Below are 19,504 nucleotides of genomic sequence, written 5' to 3' on the forward strand. Positions count from 1 at the left end.
TCGTCAGAAGCTCCCCGCCGGAATTCCGGCGGGGAGCTCGCTCATCTCCACGGCCACGAGCGGACGCACCGGTTTCGCGTCGGCACCGCAACTCGCCGGACGCTCCGACAACACGGTCTGCTCGAGCGTCACCCGCCACCGACGACCGTCCCGGTGCGTGACGACAGGGTCCGGAACGTGCTCGTCTACCGTGAGATCGTTCACATCGGCAACGATCTCCTGACGGACCGCGACCTCCGCGACCTGACCGCGCGGACCCCACCAGCTGCGCCCCCGCAACCCAGGCAGATACACGCCCCCGCCGGCCGCGGCCCGCACCGCGCACACACTCTCCTCCGGGGTCAACCGGCCGTGCGTGACCCCCGTCGGCAGCAGAATCGTCGACGGCGCGAACCGGTGCCCACCGGTATGGGAACACTCCCACACCGCGTCGCCGAACTCCGCGGCGAGCGCCGCCGCCACCGGACGTCCGAGCACTGCGCAGCACTGGTCGCGTTTACCGTGCGCGCACACCAGCACCACCGGACCGTCCACCCGCTCCCCCAACCCCGGCGCCGGCCCCGCGACCCGCATGAAATCGACATCGAGCAGGTCGGAGACATCGCCGATCTCCAACCGCTCGCACCACGAGTGGCCCGGATCCGAGTTCGCGAGCAACACCGTGCGGCGACGCAGACCCCGATCATTGCGCCCCGGCCGCCGGATGAACATGATCCGCACCCCCGCCGCATCCGCCCGATCCGCCAACACCCCCGCCAACTCCGCCCCCAGAGCCGACCCGTCGAGCACATCCCGCCCCCACGCCCCCGGAAACTCGACACACACCCAACCGGTCACATGCGCCGCCGTCCCGGGCAACGGCTCGTCCGCCGACAACACCGAACACGTCCCCGGACCGGCCTGAGGAAACTCACGAGAGAACATAGGGGTCACCGTGCCATTGTGGCCACAACCGTGACCGGAACACAGAATCCGTCACGGCCCGGCCCTTCTCAGCTGAAGGGACCCCTCGTGCGGCTCAGGCGAACGAAGGGTCCCTTCAGCTGCCGGAGCGGGAACGCCACACCCGCGCGAACCCGCGCGTCAGGTAGGCGAGAGTGCCCAGCGCCAGTACCCATTTGGTGGTGCTGATCGTGGTGGTCGTGCGGATCACCGGGTCGGTGATGCGGTCCCGGTGGGCGAGCAGGTACAGGCCTGCCACGTTCTCGAGGTAGTCGCCGGCGGCGGAGACGACCGGCGCGGCGAGCAGGACCCGCCTCGTCACCGGCGGCAGCGGGGCGAGTTCGTCGAGGCGCCGCACCCCGGTCCGCAGCGCCACCGCGTAGATCGCCGGATGCACGAAATCCGGACAGAAGTGGCTCCGGTAGCGGGCGGTGTCCGCGGCATCCAGTCCGTCGAGCACCGTCGTGTAGGTGCGCGCCGACCACGCCGTCTGCGTCCGCGCCACCGCCGGCGCCGCCGGACCGAGCAGTCGCACGATGACGCCCTGCGACATCACGAACGCCGCCGACCAGGCGACGAGCTTCCCGTTCCCTCGAAGAAACCCCATGCCGCGCATACTGCCACGCGGCAGCGGCATCAGGGCGCGGTCAGGAACGGCAGCACCACGGCCTCGAAGTCGCGGAACCGGTCGCGGTGGATGCTGTGCCCGCAGCCGAACGACATCACCTCGCAGTCGCCGATCGCGGCGACCGCAGCGTCGAGCAGCACCGGATCGACCATGCCGGTCGGCCCGCCGCGCAGGATCAGGGTCTTCGCCTCGATGTCCGGCAGGCGCTCCCACCACTGCGGATGCGGCCGATGGAACTGGGCCAGCATCGACGCCGTCATCGACCGGTCGAACGCCCACACGGCACGCGGGCTGCGCACCATGCTGGTGGTGGCGTGCCACATCTCCACCAGGGACGGCATCCCGCCGCCGAACGCCGGGATCGGGTCACCCGGCCGCAACGGCAGCGGCGCCTCCTCGAGCACGAGTCGGCGCACCAGCCCCGGACGCTGCTGCGCGACCAGCGATGCCGCGTGCCCGCCGAGCGAATGACCGACCAGGTCGACGCGATCGAACCCGAGATCCTCACACAGGTCGAGGATGTCGTCACCGAACTCGGCGAACAGGTACGACGCCGCCCGCGCGCTGCGACCGTGACCGCGCAGATCCATCGCCAGTACCCGTCGTCCCCGCGCCCGCACCGACCTCGCGAACCTGTCCCACGTGTGGTTGTCGCCGCCCATCCCGTGCACCAGGATCACCGGAACATCCTGTGCTGCAGCAGTTTCGGAAGGCCCACTATCGCGGTAGTGGATCGTGTGGCCGTTGCGGGTGATCGTGGCCGAAAGAGGCTGCACGGTCACCGAGCGTAGTCGTACGTCCGCTCCGACTCCGCTCCGGTGAGACGCCGGGGCGCCAGATTCAGCCGGCGCAGCAACTGCGCGTTGGCCGCGACCACGACCGTCGACACCGACATCAGGATCGCGCCCACCTCCATCGGCAGCACGAACCCGACGGGAGCCAGCACACCGGCCGCGAGCGGCACCGACACCACGTTGTAGCCCGCCGCCCAGACGAGGTTCTGCACCATCTTCCGGTACGTCGCATGCGACAACTCGATCACCGACACCACGGCGCGCGGGTCGTCGCTCACCAGCACCACCCCTGCCGATGCGATCGCGACGTCCGTGCCCGCACCGATCGCGATACCGACGTCGGCCTGCGCGAGCGCGGGCGCGTCGTTGACGCCGTCGCCGACCATCGCGACCCGGCGCCCGGCGGCCTGCAACTCCTCGACCTTCGCACCCTTGTCCTGCGGCAGCACCCCGGCGATCACGTCGTCGATACCCAGGTCGTCGCCGACCGCGCGGGCGACGGCGTACGCGTCACCGGTGAGCATCACGACCTTCACGCCGCGGGCGTGCAGTGCCTCGATCGCGTCCCGGGATTCCGGGCGGATCTCGTCGGCCAGGGCGAGCGCGCCGATCACCCGGCCGTCGCGCAGCACGTGCAGGACGGTGGACCCGCGTGTCGCCCACTCGTCCGACACCGGCAGCGCGGACGCCCCGTGACTGTCGAGCATGCCGGGGCCGCCGACGCTGATCTCGGCGCCGTCGACGGTGGCGGTCACGCCGACCCCGTTGCGGGCCCGGAACGCAGTGGCAGGCGGGATCCGCAGGCCGCGGTGCTCGGCCGCCGCGACGATCGCCCGCCCCAGTGGATGCTCGCTGTCCCGTTCCGCGGCCGCCGCGAGCGCGATCAGGGCGTCCTCGTCCACACTCGGTACCGCACCGGCCGCCACCAGTGCCGGTTCCCCCTTGGTGAGCGTGCCGGTCTTGTCGAACAGGACGGTGTCGACGGTGCGCATCGCCTCGAGCGCCCGCCGGTCGGTGATCAGCACACCGGCGCGGGCGGCCCGTTCGGTGGCGATCGACACGACGAGCGGGATCGCCAGGCCCAGCGCGTGCGGGCACGCGATGACCAGGACCGTGATGGTCCGGGTGATCGCCTCCTCGGGAGTGCCGAAGATCGACCACACGATCAAGGTGATCACCGCGGCCGCGAGGGCGAACCAGAACAGCAGGGCCGCAGCACGATCGGCCAGCATCTGTGCCCGCGACGACGAATTCTGTGCCTCCGCGACCAGACGTCGGATCCCGGCCAGTGCGGTGTCGTCACCGACCGCGGTGATCTCGACACGCAACGCCGAATCGGTCGACACGGTGCCGGCCACGACCGGATCCCCGAGTTCGCGACGCACGGTGCTCGATTCCCCCGTGATCATCGACTCGTCGAGATCACCGGCGCCCTCGACGATCCGCCCGTCGGCGGGAATGCGCCCGCCCGGACGCACCATGACGATGTTCCCGGGCGCCAGGTCGGACGTCGGGACGGTGGTGACGGAGCCGTCGTCGCCGACCCGTTCGGCCTCGTCGGGCAGCAGCGCGGCGAGCGAGTCCAGCGCGCTCGACGCCTGCCCCAGCGACCGCATCTCGATCCAGTGCCCGAGCAGCATGATCACGACGAGGAGGGCGAGTTCCCACCAGAAGTCGAGGTCGTGGCCGAGCACACCGAGACTCGACCCCCACGACGACACGAATGCGACGGTGATCGCGAGCGCGATGAGCAGCATCATGCCGGGCCGGCGGGACCGGATCTCGCTCACCGCACCGGTGAGGAACGGGCGCCCGCCCCACACGAACACGACCGTGCCAAGCAGTGGCGAAATCCATTCCACCGCAGGATTTTCCGGCAACGTGTAGCCGACCAGGTCGGCGAACATAGTGTTGGCGCCGACGACCGGGATCGACAGGATCGTCATGATCCAGAAGAGACGACGGAACTGGGCGACATGGTCCCCATGACCGGAATGCCCACCGTGACCGGAGTGACCCGAGTGCTCGGAATGGCCGCCGTGACCGGAGTGACCGGAGTGGCCGTCCGGCCGCGGACCCACGTGACCCGGACCGTCGGCCACGTGATGATCGTGTACTGCCTCGCCGTGTGGGTTCATAATGGCAAGGTATACCCCCCTACCGTATCCGGCAAGGGTGTTCACACGTTCCCCCGCACCCCACTGCACGTCGAGACGAACCGTCCCGATCCACTAACCTCGAACACGTGACAGAGCAGGAACGCGACCGCCCCGCCCGGCGGCCCCGGGTGGGCATCGGACCCGACTATCTGATGGCAGGCCGGTACCGGCTGCGTTCCAAGCTCGGCGGTGGCGGCATGGGCGCGGTGTGGCTCGCCCACGACACCCTCCTCGACCGCAAGGTCGCCGTGAAACAGGTGACGTCCACCAGCAGGCTCGACGACGACGCCGCCCGCGAGGTCCGCCGGCAGATCCTGCGCGAGGGCCGCAACGCCGCTCAGCTGTCCCACGAGCACGCGATCGCAATGTACGACGTCGCCGTCGAATCCGGGGAACCGTGGCTGGTGATGGAGTATCTGCCGTCCCGCAGTCTCGCCGAGGCGATGAACTACGTCGACACCCTGCCGCCGCTCGAGGTCGCCCAGATCGGCGCGCAGATCGCGGCCGCACTCACCGAGGCGCACGCGGCCGGCATCCTGCACCGCGACATCAAACCCGGCAACATCCTCGTCGCCGACCGCGGCGCCGCCCTCGGCACCGCCAAGATCAGCGATTTCGGCATCGCCCGCGCGAAGGGCGAGGCTCCCAGCGGCAAAGCCGGTGTCGTCACCGGCACCCCCGCCTACTTCGCACCCGAAGTGGCCCGCGGCGACGACCCCGCCGAGGCCGGTGACGTCTTCTCCCTCGGCTCGACCCTGTACACCGTCGTCGAGGGCCAGCCACCCTTCGGCCTCGACAGCGACCCCATCGCCCTCATGCACCGCGTCGCGGCCGCCGAGATCGACCGGCCCGTCCGCAGCGGCCCCCTCACCGACATCCTGCTGCACATGCTCGAACCCGACCCGGCCCGGCGTCCCACGATGGCGCAGGCCCGTGACGCGCTCGCGGCAGTCGCTCTCGGCTCCGGTGGGGTCCGGGACGTCGCCGACCTGATCGGTGCCCCCGTCAAGACCGACGACGGCACGATCCCGCACTGGGCGTACCGGTCGGCGCCCGCCGCCGTCCCGCGCCGCCGTATCCCGGCCACCACCGACACGGACCTGCCCGCGGTACAGCCGACCACACCGCTGGACTCGGTGGAGCATCCGCGGGAGCTGGACCGGCGCAGCCGGGTGGTGGCAGCCGCACCGATCGCGATGGCCGTCATGGTCGGCGTCATCGTGGTGGCGCTGCTCGTGGCCCTCGTCGTCGCCCTGGTCGCCTGACCCGGGTCAGTCGATGCGCCGCCGGTGCGCCCACCGGGTGAGCGCGTTCCGGTTGGACTGCTGCGTCTTGCGCAGCACGTTCGACGCGTGTGTCTCCACGGTCTTCACCGAGATCACCAGCTCCTCGGCGATCTCCCGGTACGTGTAGCCGCGGGCCAACAGGCGCAGTACCTCGAGTTCCCGCGGCGTCAGCGAATCGAGTTCCGGATCCAGCGGCGGCTCCGGCGCCGACGAACGTCCCGTGAACGAGTCGAGCACGAACCCGGCCAGCCGCGGACCGAACACCGCGTCCCCGCCGGCCACCCGCCGCACCCCGTCCGCCAGCTCGGCACCGGAGATCGTCTTGGTCACGTAACCACGGGCCCCGGCCCGGATGACGGCGATGACGTCCTCGGCGGCGTCGGACACGCTGAGCGCCAGGCACACCGGGCCCGCATCGATCCCGTGCAGCACCGCGACCCCGCCACCGTCGGGCATGTGCACGTCGAGGAGCACCACCTGCGGGCGTACCGCGTTGATCCCGGCGACGGCCTCGGCGACACCCCCGGCCTCCCCCACGACCTCCATGTCGGGTTCCCGCCCCAGCTCGGCGCGCACCCCGGCCCGGAAGACGGCGTGGTCGTCGACGAGGAAGACACGGAACTTGTCGGGAACGGAAGCCGGAATCGTCACGGCCCCACACTAGGACATGCTCTCCGACGCGCCTTCCTTCGTACCGGCCGCATCGTCGGCGCCGACGGGACGCGGCATGTGGATGCGCACCTCGGTGCCCTTGCCCGGCGTCGACCGGATCTCGACCCGGCCGCCGCGCCGCTCGATGCGGGCGCGGATCGACTTCGCGACCCCTTGCCGGTCCTCGGGCACCGCATCCTGGTCGAAACCGACACCGCGGTCGCGCACGAAGATGCTCACCTGGTCCCGTTCGGTCTCCGCGTACAGGTCGATGCTCGACACCTGCGCGTGCTTGGCCGCGTTGACGAGGGATTCGCGGGTGGCGCCGAGCAGTGCGGTGAACCGTTCCCGCGACAACCCGTCGGCGTCCACCGCATCGTCGGCGACGAGCGCGATGTCACCGACCGTGACCGGCCGCACCGACACCCCGTGCTGGTCCTCGACCTCACCGGCGATCGTCTGCAACGCCTCCGACAGGGTCGTGTGGGTGGTCTCCCCACCTCCGAACAGCCACCGCCGCAGCTCGCGTTCCTGACTGCGGGCGAGCCGCGCCACCTCGTGCGGCGAATCCGCCTGCTTCTGGATGAGTGCAAGCGTCTGCAGCACCGAATCGTGCAGGTGCGACGCGATCTCCTCGCGTTCCTCGTTACGGATCCGGGCCGCCCGCTCCGCCCCGAGCGCCCGCCACAGCTTGAGCCACAACGGCACCGTGAGCAGGCCCGCACCGACAAGTGTCACCACCACCGCCAACAGCGACGACCGCAGCGCGTCGAGGTCGACCTGCGCGAGAACCACCACCCCGAGACCGGTGACGATCAACGTGACCCCGCCGAGCACCCGCGCCCATGTCAGCACCGACGGCCGGCGCGGCAACCCCAGCGCCGACCGCGACCCGTCCGTGTCGAACTCGCGCCACACCAGCGCGGCACCCACCGCGACGACGAGGAACGGGGTGATCACCGACGCCGCGGTCCCGTTGACCAGCCAGCTCAGCCCGGCCGCGACCGCGAGCCCCAGTACCGCCAGGCCCAGTGCCCGGCGCCGCTCCGCATCGCTGGGACGTTCGGTGTCGTCCCCCGTCGGGGTGAAGATCCACAGCAGCCCGTACGCGACGATGCCCGCACCGGCCAGCGACGCCAGCAACGCGAACGCCACCCGCACCTTGAACACGTCGACACCCAGATTGTCGGCGACACCGCCGGCCACCCCGCCGACGATGCGGCCCCCCACCCGGCGCCGCAGCGTCGGATACAGGGACTCGTCCCCGGACACTGCCGGCGCGGCGGGTACCGGCAGTATCGGATTCGCCGCCGGATTCGGGTCGACCACAGGTTGCACAGCATCGATCCTGGCACGAACCGCAGGTTCCGACATCAGGGCCCGACCCTGAGATCGGGGACGCCCGGACACCCGTTCAGGGAAAAGATCAGGGTAGTTCCCGATGGTGTCGACACCGGTCCGGACGCCACGATGAATGGCATGAGCACGAGCACTGGAAGCTTCTCCGACCAGCTTCACGACCTGTGGCGGACCCGCCCGCTACGCCTGCCGCAGCAAGGGCACGTCGCGGGTGTCGCAGCCGGTATCGGGCAGCGCTACCGCGTCGATCCCGTTCTCGTGCGGGTCGCGTTCGTGGTGTCGGCGCTCTTCGGCGGCTCCGGCATCATCCTGTACCTCGCGGGCTGGCTGCTGCTGAGCAAGCCGGGCGACCAGGTGTCGCCGGCCGAATCGCTCCTCGGCCGCGGCACGTCGTCGCAGTCGAGCACCAAGACCGTCGTGTTGCTCGTCGCCCTCGCGATCGCGCTGAGCACGATCGGCCCGATCGGATTCGGGATGGGCGGCTCGGTCGTCCTCGGCTTCGCGCTCATGCTCGGCGGCCTGTGGCTGCTGTACCAGCGGCAACCCGTCCCACCCGAGCTGCCGGCGCATCTCGCGCAGCCGGTACCCGGCTCCTGGACCGGCGCCTTCCAGCCGTTCCCGAACTTCCAGACCACCCAGACGTCCCAGACGTCCGGCACCACCGGGCCGCCCGCGTACAGCCCGTACACCCGGCTGCCCGACCACTACGAACCCGACACCGCACCCGACGCCACGACTGCGTCCGGCACCGACCGGACCGATCCGACGCCGCCCGCGTGGGATCCGCTCGGCGTCGCCCCGTTCGCGTGGGACCTGCCCGAACCCGCCCGCACACCCGAGCCACCCGCGGAACTGCCCCGCACACCGCGGACCCGCTTCACGTCCGTCGTCCTCGGCCTCGCCGTCCTGGCCGCGGCCACCGCGACCGGCGTGTGGGCCGCGACCGGCGCCGAATGGCTGACCCCCGCCCGGATCGGTGGTATCGCCCTCGCCGTCATCGGTGCCGGACTGCTCGTCGGCGCATTCCTGCGACGCGGCTACGGACTGCTCGTGGTGGGATTCCCGCTCGCCGGATTCGTGGTCCTCGCCTCGATCGTCGGACCCGTGCACTGGGACTCGACGACAATCGGCGAACACACCTGGACGCCGCGGTCGATGGCCGAACTCGACGCCGCCTACACGGGCACCCTCGGCGACTTCACCCTCGACCTGCGGAACCTCGAGCTCACCGAGAACCGGGACGTGAGCATCGACGGCAAGATCGGCAACTACGCGGTGATCGTGCCGGCGAACATGAACGTCGAGACCGACTGCTCCATCTGGGCAGGGAACATCGACTGCATCGGCGCCGGCGCGGTCGACGGCGGCGCGGACGGCACCGCCGGACCGGTCCTGAACCTGAAGGTCGACAACAAGTTGGGGGAAGTGAGGGTCTACCGTGGCTGAATTCGCCGACAACCCGGACACCACCGGTGACGACACCGACGAGACGTCCGCACCCCGCCGGTCCCGGTGGCCGTCGATCGGACTGCTCGTCGCCGGCCTGGCAGCGCTGCTCGTCAGCGGGTGGGCCCTGATCGGACCGTTCCCCCTCGACCCCCTCGGACACGTCGGGTTCCGGTGGCTGTTCGTCGCCGTCGCCGTCCTGATCGGCGCGAGCCTGGTGTTCTCCCCGGCCCGCCGCAAACGGTGAGCCTCCCGTGAACGACTGTGCCCCCGACCTTTCCGGTCGGGGGCACAGTCGTCGGGTCAGGTGGGAATCACTCCCACTCGATCGTTCCCGGCGGCTTGCTGGTGACGTCGAGCACGACGCGGTTGACGTCGGCGACCTCGTTGGTGATGCGGGTGGAGATGCGCTCGAGCGTCTCGTACGGCAGCCGCGTCCAGTCCGCCGTCATCGCGTCCTCGCTGGAGACGGGGCGCAGCACGATCGGGTGACCGTAGGTGCGGCCGTCGCCCTGGACACCGACGCTGCGGACGTCCGCGAGCAGCACGACGGGGCACTGCCAGATCTGGCCGTCCAGGCCCGCGGCGGTGAGCTCCTCACGGGCGATCGAATCCGCGTGCCGCAGAATCTCGAGACGCTCCTGCGTGACCTCGCCGATGATGCGGATGCCCAGGCCGGGGCCGGGGAACGGCTGGCGTCCGACGATCTCCTCGGGCAGACCCAGTTCGCGGCCGACGGCCCGAACCTCGTCCTTGAACAGCAGGCGCAGCGGCTCGACCAGCTTGAACTGCAGATCCTCGGGCAGGCCGCCCACGTTGTGGTGACTCTTGATGTTGGCGGTGCCGGTGCCGCCGCCGGACTCGACGACGTCCGGGTACAGCGTGCCCTGGACGAGGAAGTCGACGGTCTCGCCGTGCGCGGCGGACTCACCGAGCACCTCGGACACCGCACCCTCGAAGCTGCGGATGAACTCGCGGCCGATGATCTTGCGCTTGGTCTCCGGATCGGAGACGCCGGCCAGCTCACGCAGGAACGTCTCGGACGCGTCGACCGTGATCAGGCGGGCACCGGTCGCGGCGACGAAGTCCTTCTCGACCTGCTGCCGCTCACCGGCACGCATCAGGCCGTGGTCGACGAACACGCACGTGAGGCGGTCGCCGATCGCGCGCTGCACCAGTGCGGCCGCGACCGCGGAGTCGACGCCACCGGACAGGCCGCAGATGGCCTTGCCGTCGCCGACCTGCTCCCGGACCTGCTCGATGAGCGACTCGGCGATGTTCGCGGCCGTCCACGCTCCGGGGATACCCGCGATCTCGTGCAGGAAGCGGCTGAGGACCTGCTGGCCGTGCGGCGAATGCAGCACCTCCGGGTGGTACTGGACACCGGCGAGCTTGCGGGCCCGGTCCTCGAACGCGGCGACCGGCGCACCCGCGCTGGACGCCGTCACCTCGAAGCCCTCCGGCGCGGCGGTGACGCCGTCGCCGTGGCTCATCCACACCGGCTGGGTGGCGGGCAGACCGTCGTGCAGGACACCGCCCGTGACGGTGATCTCGGTGCGGCCGTACTCCCGACCGCCGGTGTGCGCGACGGTACCGCCGAGGGCGTTCGCCATCGCCTGGAAGCCGTAGCAGATACCGAAGACCGGGACGCCCAGGTCGAACAGGGCGGCGTCGAGCTGCGGCGCACCCTCCTCGTACACGCTCGAGGGCCCACCCGACAGGACGACCGCGAGCGGCTTCTTGGCCGCGATCTCCTCGACGGTCGTGGTGTGCGGCACCACTTCCGAATACACCTTCGCCTCACGTACGCGGCGCGCGATCAGCTGCGCGTACTGGGCTCCGAAGTCGACTACGAGAACCGGCCTGTCCTGCTGGGTTTCTGACACCCGGACAGTCTAATATGCACAGCCCCGCCGATCGCCCGCACCTACGCGACGCCGCTGTCGGCTTCGTCACCGGACGCGGCACCGCGGATCTCGACGATCGGCAGCGTCAACGCCGCCGGCGCTCCCGCGGGGACCACCGGATTCTTCGGGGCGACCCGATCGAGCCGCCGATACGGCGCCCCCTGCTCGGGGCGGGTGTCCTCTTCGCCCTTGTTCGGCCACAGCGACGCCGCCCGCTCGGCCTGCGCACTGATCGTCAGCGACGGGTTCACCCCGAGATTCGCCGACACCGCGGCCCCGTCGACGACGCTGAGCGTCGGATACCCGTACACCCGGTGGTAGGGGTCGATGACGCCGTGACCCGCGTCCGAACCGATGACGGCACCACCGAGGAAGTGCGCGGTGAGTGGAATGTTGAACACCTCTCCCCACGTGCCGCCCGCGACCCCGTCGATCTTGTCGGCAATCCGGCGGGTGGCCTCGTTACCGACCGGGATCCACGTCGGGTTCGGCTCCCCGTGGCCCTGCTTGCTGGTGACCTTCCGGCGGCCGAGGACACCGCGCTTGGTGTACGTAGTGATCGAGTTGTCCAGGTTCTGCATGACGAGCGCAATGATCGTGCGTTCGCTCCAGTCCTTCACCGAAAGCATCCGGAGCATCTGCACCGGATTGCGCGCGATCGTGCCGAGCAGCTTCACCCAGCGCGGGGTGGAGCCGCCGCCGTCCGTCATGAGCGTCTGCAACAGGCCCATCGCATTGGAACCCTTGCCGTAGCGGACCGGTTCGATGTGCGTGTCGGACGTCGGGTGGAACGACGACGTGATCGCGACCCCGTGGGTGAGGTCCATCGCCGGATCGACCTTCATCTTCCCGGCGCCCACGATGGACTCGGAGTTGGTGCGGGTGAGTTCGCCCAACCGGTCGGACAGCTTCGGCAGCGCGCCGGTGTCCTTCATCTTGTGCAGCAGGTGCTGGGTGCCCCACGTGCCGGCCGCGACGACGACGTGCTGCGCGGTGTACGTCTTGCGATTCTTGCGAACCTTCGCGCCGGTGCGGTGGGTCTCGACCTCCCACGTCCCGTCCGGAGCCTGCCGCAGCGACTCGACGGTCGTCATCGGCGTGATCGTCGCGCCCGCTTTCTCGGCGAGACCGAGATAGTTCTTGATCAGCGTGTTCTTGGCGCCGTGCCGGCACCCGGTCATGCACTCACCGCACTCGATGCAGCCCGTGCGCGAGGGGCCCGCCCCGCCGAAGTACGGGTCGTCGACGGTCTTGCCGGGCTCACCGAAGAACACCCCGACCGGCGTCTGGATGAACGTGTCCCCCACACCCATGTCCTCGGCAACCGACTTGATCACCTCGTCGGCGGGCGTCATGTGCGGGTTCTGCACCACCCCGAGCATCTTGCGGGCCTGCTCGTAGTGCGGGGTGAGTTCGGCGTCCCAGTCGGTGATGTCCCGCCACTGCGGATCCTGGAAGAACGACGCCGGAGGCTTGTACAGGGTGTTGGCGTAGTTGAGGGAACCACCGCCGACCCCGGCGCCGGCGAGGATCAGGACGTCCCGCAGCAGATGGACCCGCTGGATGCCGTAACACCCTAGCGCCGGCGCCCACAGGAACCGTTTCAGGTCCCACGACGTCTTCGCGAAGTCGGCGTCGGCGTAGCGGCGGCCCGCCTCGAGCACCCCGACCTTGTAGCCCTTCTCGACCAGCCGGAGCGCGGTGACGCTACCACCGAATCCCGAGCCGACGACGAGCACGTCGTAGTCGGTTGCACGCTGCTTGCCCATGTGTGACACCTCCACCGGAGAAACCGGATCTGTTACCCGTCAGTATGCCGCACCCGTGTGACACCGAACACACGGGTGACTATGACCGTAACTCGCAGTCCCACAAAAGTTCACGGTACCCCCAGAAATGCCTGTGGCCGAATGTCACATCGGTTCAGTTCGACTGAACGCGTGTGACATTCGGCCACAGGGAAGGACAGGGATCAACCGCGAACGTTCAGGCCGACCTTCTGGAACTCCTTGAGATCCGAGTAACCCGACTTCGCCATCGAGCGGCGGAGGCCACCGACGACGTTGAGGGAACCGTACGGGTCGTCCGACGGACCGCCGAGGACCTGCGCGAGGCTCGGACGCTCACCGAACGCCACCGGCAGCAGCGTGCCGCGCGGCATCGACGGGTGCGCGGCCGCGGACGGCCAGTACCAGCCGCCGCCGGGCGCCTCCTGCGCGACGGCGAGCGGTGCACCGAGCATCGCCGCGTCGGCACCGCACGCGATGGCCTTCGCGAAGTCGCCCGAGGTGGTGATGTCGCCGTCCGCGATGACGTGCACGTAGCGGCCGCCGGTCTCGTCGAGGTAGTCGCGACGGGCCGCGGCCGCATCGGCGATCGCGGTGGCCATCGGCACCCCGATACCGAGAACCTCACGGGTGGTGGTGGCGCCCTCGGCCGAGCCGTAGCCGACGATCACACCGGCCGCACCGGTCCGCATCAGATGCAGCGCGGTGCGGTGGTCGCTGACGCCGCCGGCGATGACCGGAACGTCGAGCTCGGAGATGAACGTCTTGAGGTTCAGCGGCTCGCTCTCGCCGTGCGCGACGTGCTCGGCGGAAATGATCGTGCCGTGGACGACCAGCAGGTCGATCCCGGCCTTGACCAGTTCCGGGGTGAGCGCGCGAGCATTCTGCGGGCTCACCCGCACGGCCGTCGTGACACCGGCGTCCCGCACCTGCGCGACGGCCGCGGCCAGCAGTTCGGGCTGCAGCGGCGCCGCGTGCAGTTCCTGCAGGCGGGCGACCGCGGCGTCCGGGTCGACCTCCGTCTCCGCCAGCTCCGTCAGCTCGGCGAGCTTGGCCTCGACGTCGGCGTGCCGACCCCACAGGCCCTCACCGTTGATCACACCGAGACCACCGGCCTTGCCCAACTCGATCGCGAACGCCGGGGACACCAGCGCATCGGTCGGGTGGGTGAGGACCGGGATGTCGAAGCGGTACGCATCGATCTGCCAGGCCGTCGACACCTCCTTGGAGGACCGGGTCCGGCGAGAGGGAACGATGTTGATGTCGTCCAACTCGTAGGTGCGTCGGGCAGTTCTGCCCATGCCGATTTCGACGAGGTCGCGCACGCGCGCCCCTTTCTCGATTGTGTTGTGTGCTTAGCGGGCAGCGTAGTTGGGCGCTTCGACCGTCATCGTGATGTCGTGCGGGTGGCTCTCCTTGAGGCCCGCCGCGGTGATCTGCACGAACTGGGCCTGCTGCAGCTGCTCGATCGTGGACGCACCCGTGTAGCCCATTGCCGCGCGGAGGCCGCCGGTGAGCTGGTGGATGACCTGGCCGAGCGGTCCGCGGAACGGCACCCGTCCCTCGATGCCCTCCGGCACGAGCTTGTCCTCGGCGAGGACGTCGTCCTGGAAGTAGCGGTCCTTCGAGTACGACTTGCCCTGGCCGCGGCCCTGCATCGCACCGAGCGACCCCATGCCGCGGTAGCTCTTGAACTGCTTGCCGCCCACGAGGATCAGTTCGCCCGGCGACTCGGCGGTGCCGGCGAGCAGCGATCCGAGCATCGCGGTGGACGCGCCGGCCGCGAGAGCCTTGGCGACGTCACCGGAGAACTGCAGGCCGCCGTCGGCGATGACCGGGACACCGTGCGCGGAGGCGGCCGCAGTTGCTTCCAGGATCGCGGTGATCTGCGGGGCGCCGACACCGGCGATGACGCGGGTGGTGCAGATCGAGCCGGGGCCGACACCGACCTTGACGGCGTCCGCACCGGCCTCGACGAGCGCGAGCGCACCGGACCGGGTGGCGACGTTGCCGCCGATCAGCTGCACCCGGTCACCGATCTCGGCCTTGAGCTTGGTGATCATCTCGAGCACACCGCGGGAGTGTCCGTGCGCGCTGTCCACGACGAGGGCGTCGACGCCGGCGTCGGCCAACGCCATCGCGCGGGTCCATGCCTCGTCGCCGGCACCGACCGCGGCACCGACCAGCAGGCGGCCGTCGCGGTCCTTCGTGGCGTTGGGGTACTGCTCCGTCTTGACGAAGTCCTTGACGGTGATCAGGCCGGTGAGCTTGCCCTGGCCGTCGACGATCGGCAGCTTCTCGATCTTGTGGCGGCGCAGCAGCCCGAGCGCGACCTCGGCGGTGACGCCCTCACGTGCGGTGATCAGCGGCGCCTTGGTCATCACTTCGCCGACCTTGCGGTTCTGGTCGACCTCGAAACGCATGTCGCGGTTGGTGATGATGCCGACGAGCTGTCCGTCCTCGTCGGTGACGGGCAGACCGGAGATCCGGAACCGGGCACACATCGCGTCGACCTCACCGAGCGTGTCGGTGGGCTTGCACGTGACGGGGTCGGTCACCATGCCCGCCTCGGACCGCTTGACGGTCTCGACCCAGCCGGCCTGCGTCTCGATGGCCGAGTTGCGGTGCAGCACACCCATGCCGCCGGCGCGTGCCATCGCGATGGCCATGCGGGCCTCGGTGACCGTGTCCATCGCCGAGCTGACGAGCGGCACGTTGAGACGGATGTCGCGGGTGAGCTGAGTCGAGGTGTCGACCTGGTTGGGAACGACGTCGGAGGCCGCCGGCAGCAGCAACACGTCGTCGAAGGTCAGACCCAGCATCGCAACCTTGTTCGGGTCGTCTCCCCCGGTGTGCACGTGCCCTGCGGAACTACTCATGCGGCTCGGGCCCTCCATGAAGCGTCGTATTCGAGTGGTGAAAGGAGGAAGGCGACGGGCGGCCGGAAAATTCCCGGGAGGGTGCCCGCGCGCAGACCTACCGTGACCATGGTATCGGCTCACCCGAACACGCACGCGAGCGCTCCCGGGCGCCCGGGCGACCCTGCCGGATGCTATCGGCTAGCGCGGACCGGGCCGACCTGCGTACCGTGGTGTCGTGCGCGATCAACTGCCTCCCGGCCTTCCGCCGGATCCTTTCGCCGGCGACCCCGCCGACCCGTCCGCTGCACTCGACGCGATCGAACCGGGCCAGCCGCTCGATCCTCACGAGCGCCTGGCTGTCGAAGAGGACCTCGCGGACCTCGCCGTGTACGAGGCCCTGTTGGGCCACCGCGGGATCCGCGGCCTGGTGGTGTGCTGCGAGGACTGCAACCAGGATCACTACCACGACTGGGACATGCTGCGCGCGAACCTGCTCCAACTGCTGGTCGACGGCACCGTCCGCCCGCACGAGCCGGCCTACGATCCGTGTCCCGACGCCTACGTCACATGGGACTACTGCCGCGGCTACGCGGACGCGTCGATGAACGACGCACTGCACCGCGACGGATTCGACCTCTGACGTTTCCCGGGTAGCCCCCGCACGACGAATCGGGCCCGGCAGGATCTCCTGCCGGGCCCGATTCGTGTCGAGGTCACCCGGATCGGGGCGTACCGGGGTGTCAGCGCGTCGAGGGATCCAGCGACCCCGAGCCGCCCCCGGTGGGACCACCGCTGGTGAGTTCCCCACCGGTGGCCTTGGTCGTCGACGTGGGCGACGGAGTGGAGGTCGCCGACGGGGTGGAGGTCGCCGGCACGGACGAACCGGACGTCGGAGTCGGGGTCGGTGTCGGGGTGCTCGGCTGCGGCGTCGAGGACTCCGCCGGTGACGTCGAGGGCGTTGTCGACGGCAGCTCCGAGTTCCCGGTGCTCGACAGGATGCTCGCCGACGGCGTCGACGACTCCGGTGCCGGGGTTCCGGACGGCTGATCCACCGTGGACGGTGTCGTCGCGGAAGGCGGGGTCGCCGGCGGGGTGGTCTGCAACTGCGTGAGGAGCCGCTGCCGCCAGCCGTTGAGTTCGTTCCGGGTACCGGCGTCGTTGACGGCACTGGCCCGGGCTGCAGCGGAGTCGAGCCGGGCGCGGGCGGCGGTGGTGTCCCCCGTCGCGATGAGGCGTTCGGCCTCCTGCAGGTTGGAGGTGGTGTCGATCTTCGCGACGGTCGACGCGGCCTGCTGCGTGAACACGACCTGTTTGACGCTCCAGAGCGGGTCACCGGGTTCGGCGTTGTACGAGAAGACGGTCATGCCGCCCATCGCGATCGCGACGACCGCAGCGGCCGCGGCGATCGGCCGGAGCAGTCGGAGCCCGGCGCGACCCGATCGGAATCCGGTCACGAGGGACCGACGCCCCTCCGATGGCCGCCCGTCGAGTTCGCGGGCCTCGAGTTCCCGGTTCACCCGGGCCACGATGTCGTCGAGGTCGGGTTCGGCCGGCATCGGCTGCGCCACGATCTCGGCGCGCCAGTTCGCGAGCAGCGCCGCCACCTGGTACTCGTCGGGGTGTTCGGTCGTGACGGGATCACCGCTGACGATCGCGTCGATCAGTGCGTCGTCACGGCGGACCGCGGACACGTCGACCGGATCGTGGTTCGCGGCGAGATCGGCGTGGGGATCGCCCGGCTCTCCGTCGTGCCCCTCAGGCCCCCTGACCATGTCTCTCACCTGCTCTCGTCACTTCCTTCTTCAACTTGGCGATGGCCCGGTGCTGGGCCACCCGCACCGCGCCCGCGGTGCTTCCCACTGCTGCCGCCGTCTCCTCCGCGGACAGTCCGACGACGAGTCGGAGGACGAGGATCTCGCGGTGCTTTTCCGAAAGCGTCTCCAGCAGCGCGTTCACCTGTCGGCTCGTCTCCGAGTTGAGTGCCCGGTCCTCGGGCCCGTCCTCGGCGGATACGACATCAGGTACTTCAGCTACTGGATCGGATTTGTTACGCGCTGCGTTTCGGTGGGCGTCGGCGACCTTGTGTGCGGCGATCCCGTACACGAAGGCCATGAACGGGCGGCCTTGGTCCTGGTAGCGCGGCAACGCTGTCATCACGGCCAGGCACACCTCCTGTGCCACATCGTCCGCGGACAGATTTCCGCGTTCCGCGGCACCCACTCTTGCTCGGCAGTAGCGCACGACCAAGGGACGAATACTCTGCAGGACGTGGGCCAAGGCGTTCCTGTCGCCCTGCGCTGCGGCAGCGACGACGGAGTTCAACTCCTCACCCGTGTTAGACATCGTCAGAGCGATTCCTGGCGTTACAGTGGCACGTCCCCCCAGCCGGGTGTGCTTCCGCTTCACAGCGGAACGTCTGTAAGAGTAACGACCGTCCCCGACGCGACCACGCGCCGCGCGAATATCCGCTGGTCACGCAGCGAACGCCCCGCCTCGGCGCGCGATCTCGGCGACGCACTCGTCCCGGGCTGCGCGGATCGCCGGATCCGGTCGCACCCCGTCGAGGAGCATCGCCGCCGCCCACCGCAGCGGGAGCAGTCCGCACTCACCGCAGTCGTCGAAGACCTGCCGCGCCGTCGCGAGCGCAACTTCGGGATCGGCCTGCCCGGTCGCCGCCGCGGCGGACAGCAGTGCCGATTTGATGCGGTGCCGGACGGACGGAGCGTCGGCCGAGCGTGCCACTGCTTCCCGCGTATGCGTCGTCGCGGCCGCGAAGTCGCCGCCCGCGAGCGCGATCTCGGCGCTCACCCAGTGCAGGCGGATGTTCTGACGCCACAGCGCGCCGGCACCCCCGGCAGCAGAGCCGGCGGCGAGTTCGTCCCGCACTCGCTGCAGCAGTCGATGTCCGAGCGCGAGGCGTCCACAGCCGAGGGCGTCGGCCGCCAGCCCGGTGAGCGCGTCGCAGCGGGCTTCGTCGAGGAGGGGGTCGCCGGTACGGCCGTGGGACGTGCCGACGAGGGCGAGCGCCGCGCCGTCGTGCCCGGCCGCGGCCGCGTGGAAGCCCAGTTGCCGCAGCAGGGACGCTCTCGTGCTCGCGGCGAGTGCGGCCACCGCGGGACGACTGCCCGGGCGCTGCAGCACGTCGAGTTCTGCCCGTGCCCGGGCGTAGTGTCCCTGCCCGCCCAGTGCGACGGCCCGATGCCATCGCTGCACACAATTCTCGCCGGTGGGCAGCGGATACCGTCCGGGGTCCGGGCCGAACGCAACGTCGCGAAGCATCCGGCGATCATCGCACCACCACTCGGAACCGATCCGCCCGCGTCCGTTCCGTCCCGGAATCGTCGGTCCGGAATGTTTTCCGAACCCCAACTGGACGACCGTCAAATTTGCCGCATACCGCACTTATCCGGACGTTCGACGCCCTTTGCTTCAAAATTGAATAATTTATGCGGCGCACAGCGCCGAACACACGAAACAATACCCTCGGGTAACCACAGCCGGACTCCATCCCGGACGACCGTCCAGGTCGTGCGCGGGGACACCCACAGGAACTCGGCTCCGCCGGTAAACATACCGGGCGCCCGATGTAAATGACCAGCACGTTAATTCTCGGGTTCGAAGATATGTAAATCGACACGGAGCGAAAGTGTTGACGAGAATTCGTGTCCCCCTTTACGGTGGCCT

General features: G+C 69.8%; 17 protein-coding genes. 4 read left to right on the top strand and 13 right to left on the bottom strand.

Going from position 1 to position 19,504, the window contains the following annotated elements:
- Nucleotides 1–3: 3 nt before the first annotated feature.
- The 4 genes from Q5696_RS16195 to Q5696_RS16210 form a co-directional block, all read right to left on the bottom strand.
- Nucleotides 4–924 (bottom strand): ferredoxin family protein, encoded by a 921-nt coding sequence (locus Q5696_RS16195; protein ID WP_305092300.1) that lies wholly within the window; start codon nt 922–924, stop codon nt 4–6.
- 115 nt (nt 925–1,039) lie between these two features.
- Entirely contained in the window at nt 1,040–1,558 is a 519-nt protein-coding gene (locus Q5696_RS16200) for a hypothetical protein (protein ID WP_305095337.1), read from the bottom strand.
- A 20-nt stretch (nt 1,559–1,578) separates the two neighbouring features.
- Nucleotides 1,579–2,352 carry an alpha/beta fold hydrolase gene (locus tag Q5696_RS16205; protein WP_305092301.1) on the bottom strand — a complete coding sequence of 258 codons (774 nt, stop codon included), beginning with the start codon at nt 2,350–2,352 and terminating at the stop codon, nt 1,579–1,581.
- On the bottom strand, nt 2,349–4,502 hold the full coding sequence (locus tag Q5696_RS16210; protein ID WP_370654808.1) for a heavy metal translocating P-type ATPase: 2,154 nt from the start codon (nt 4,500–4,502) through the stop codon (nt 2,349–2,351). The genes Q5696_RS16205 and Q5696_RS16210 overlap by 4 nt, the downstream gene beginning before the upstream one ends.
- 173 nt (nt 4,503–4,675) lie before the next feature.
- Between Q5696_RS16210 and Q5696_RS16215 the strand changes: the two genes are divergently transcribed.
- On the top strand, nt 4,676–5,788 hold the full coding sequence (locus tag Q5696_RS16215) for a serine/threonine-protein kinase (protein ID WP_305095338.1): 1,113 nt from the start codon (nt 4,676–4,678) through the stop codon (nt 5,786–5,788).
- A gap of 6 nt (nt 5,789–5,794) precedes the next feature.
- On the opposite strand, the gene Q5696_RS16220 is transcribed toward Q5696_RS16215, so the two are convergent.
- Together Q5696_RS16220 and Q5696_RS16225 are read right to left on the bottom strand one after the other, a co-directional pair.
- Nucleotides 5,795–6,454 carry a LuxR C-terminal-related transcriptional regulator gene (locus Q5696_RS16220; protein WP_370654945.1) on the bottom strand — a complete coding sequence of 220 codons (660 nt, stop codon included), beginning with the start codon at nt 6,452–6,454 and terminating at the stop codon, nt 5,795–5,797.
- A 15-nt stretch (nt 6,455–6,469) separates the two neighbouring features.
- Nucleotides 6,470–7,759, bottom strand: coding sequence for an ATP-binding protein (locus tag Q5696_RS16225; RefSeq protein ID WP_370654946.1), 1,290 nt, complete (start codon nt 7,757–7,759; stop codon nt 6,470–6,472).
- Nucleotides 7,760–7,939: 180 nt separating this feature from the next.
- Here Q5696_RS16225 and Q5696_RS16230 point away from each other — a divergent pair, with 180 nt between their 5' ends.
- Nucleotides 7,940–9,265 (top strand): PspC domain-containing protein, encoded by a 1,326-nt coding sequence (locus tag Q5696_RS16230; RefSeq protein WP_370654809.1) that lies wholly within the window; start codon nt 7,940–7,942, stop codon nt 9,263–9,265.
- Entirely contained in the window at nt 9,258–9,512 is a 255-nt protein-coding gene (locus Q5696_RS16235) for a hypothetical protein (RefSeq protein WP_305092306.1), read from the top strand. The genes Q5696_RS16230 and Q5696_RS16235 overlap by 8 nt, the downstream gene beginning before the upstream one ends.
- 67 nt (nt 9,513–9,579) lie before the next feature.
- On the opposite strand, the gene guaA is transcribed toward Q5696_RS16235, so the two are convergent.
- The 4 genes from guaA to guaB form a co-directional block, all read right to left on the bottom strand.
- Entirely contained in the window at nt 9,580–11,151 is a 1,572-nt protein-coding gene (gene guaA, locus Q5696_RS16240; RefSeq protein ID WP_305092307.1) for a glutamine-hydrolyzing GMP synthase, read from the bottom strand.
- A gap of 41 nt (nt 11,152–11,192) precedes the next feature.
- Complete coding sequence (locus Q5696_RS16245; RefSeq protein ID WP_305092308.1) at nt 11,193–12,941, bottom strand: GMC family oxidoreductase N-terminal domain-containing protein; 1,749 nt, start codon at nt 12,939–12,941, stop codon at nt 11,193–11,195.
- A 203-nt stretch (nt 12,942–13,144) separates the two neighbouring features.
- Entirely contained in the window at nt 13,145–14,284 is a 1,140-nt protein-coding gene (locus Q5696_RS16250) for a GuaB3 family IMP dehydrogenase-related protein (RefSeq protein WP_305092309.1), read from the bottom strand.
- Between the two features lie 30 nt (nt 14,285–14,314).
- Nucleotides 14,315–15,838, bottom strand: coding sequence for an IMP dehydrogenase (gene guaB, locus Q5696_RS16255; RefSeq protein WP_305092310.1), 1,524 nt, complete (start codon nt 15,836–15,838; stop codon nt 14,315–14,317).
- Between the two features lie 217 nt (nt 15,839–16,055).
- On the opposite strand from guaB, the gene Q5696_RS16260 reads away from it, so the two are divergent.
- Nucleotides 16,056–16,460: a DUF5319 domain-containing protein gene (locus tag Q5696_RS16260; protein ID WP_305092311.1), complete on the top strand. Its 405-nt coding sequence runs from the start codon at nt 16,056–16,058 to the stop codon at nt 16,458–16,460.
- Nucleotides 16,461–16,560: 100 nt separating this feature from the next.
- On the opposite strand, the gene Q5696_RS16265 is transcribed toward Q5696_RS16260, so the two are convergent.
- The 3 genes from Q5696_RS16265 to Q5696_RS16275 form a co-directional block, all read right to left on the bottom strand.
- Entirely contained in the window at nt 16,561–17,592 is a 1,032-nt protein-coding gene (locus Q5696_RS16265; protein ID WP_305092312.1) for an anti-sigma-D factor RsdA, read from the bottom strand.
- Nucleotides 17,576–18,163: a sigma-70 family RNA polymerase sigma factor gene (locus Q5696_RS16270; protein ID WP_305092313.1), complete on the bottom strand. Its 588-nt coding sequence runs from the start codon at nt 18,161–18,163 to the stop codon at nt 17,576–17,578. Before Q5696_RS16270 ends, Q5696_RS16265 begins: the two co-directional genes overlap by 17 nt.
- A gap of 129 nt (nt 18,164–18,292) precedes the next feature.
- Nucleotides 18,293–19,099, bottom strand: a complete 807-nt coding sequence (locus tag Q5696_RS16275) for a hypothetical protein (RefSeq protein WP_305092314.1) — start codon at nt 19,097–19,099, stop codon at nt 18,293–18,295.
- Between the last annotated feature and the right edge of the window lie 405 nt (nt 19,100–19,504).

It is taken from the genome of Prescottella sp. R16 (assembly GCF_030656875.1).
GTDB lineage: Bacteria > Actinomycetota > Actinomycetes > Mycobacteriales > Mycobacteriaceae > Prescottella.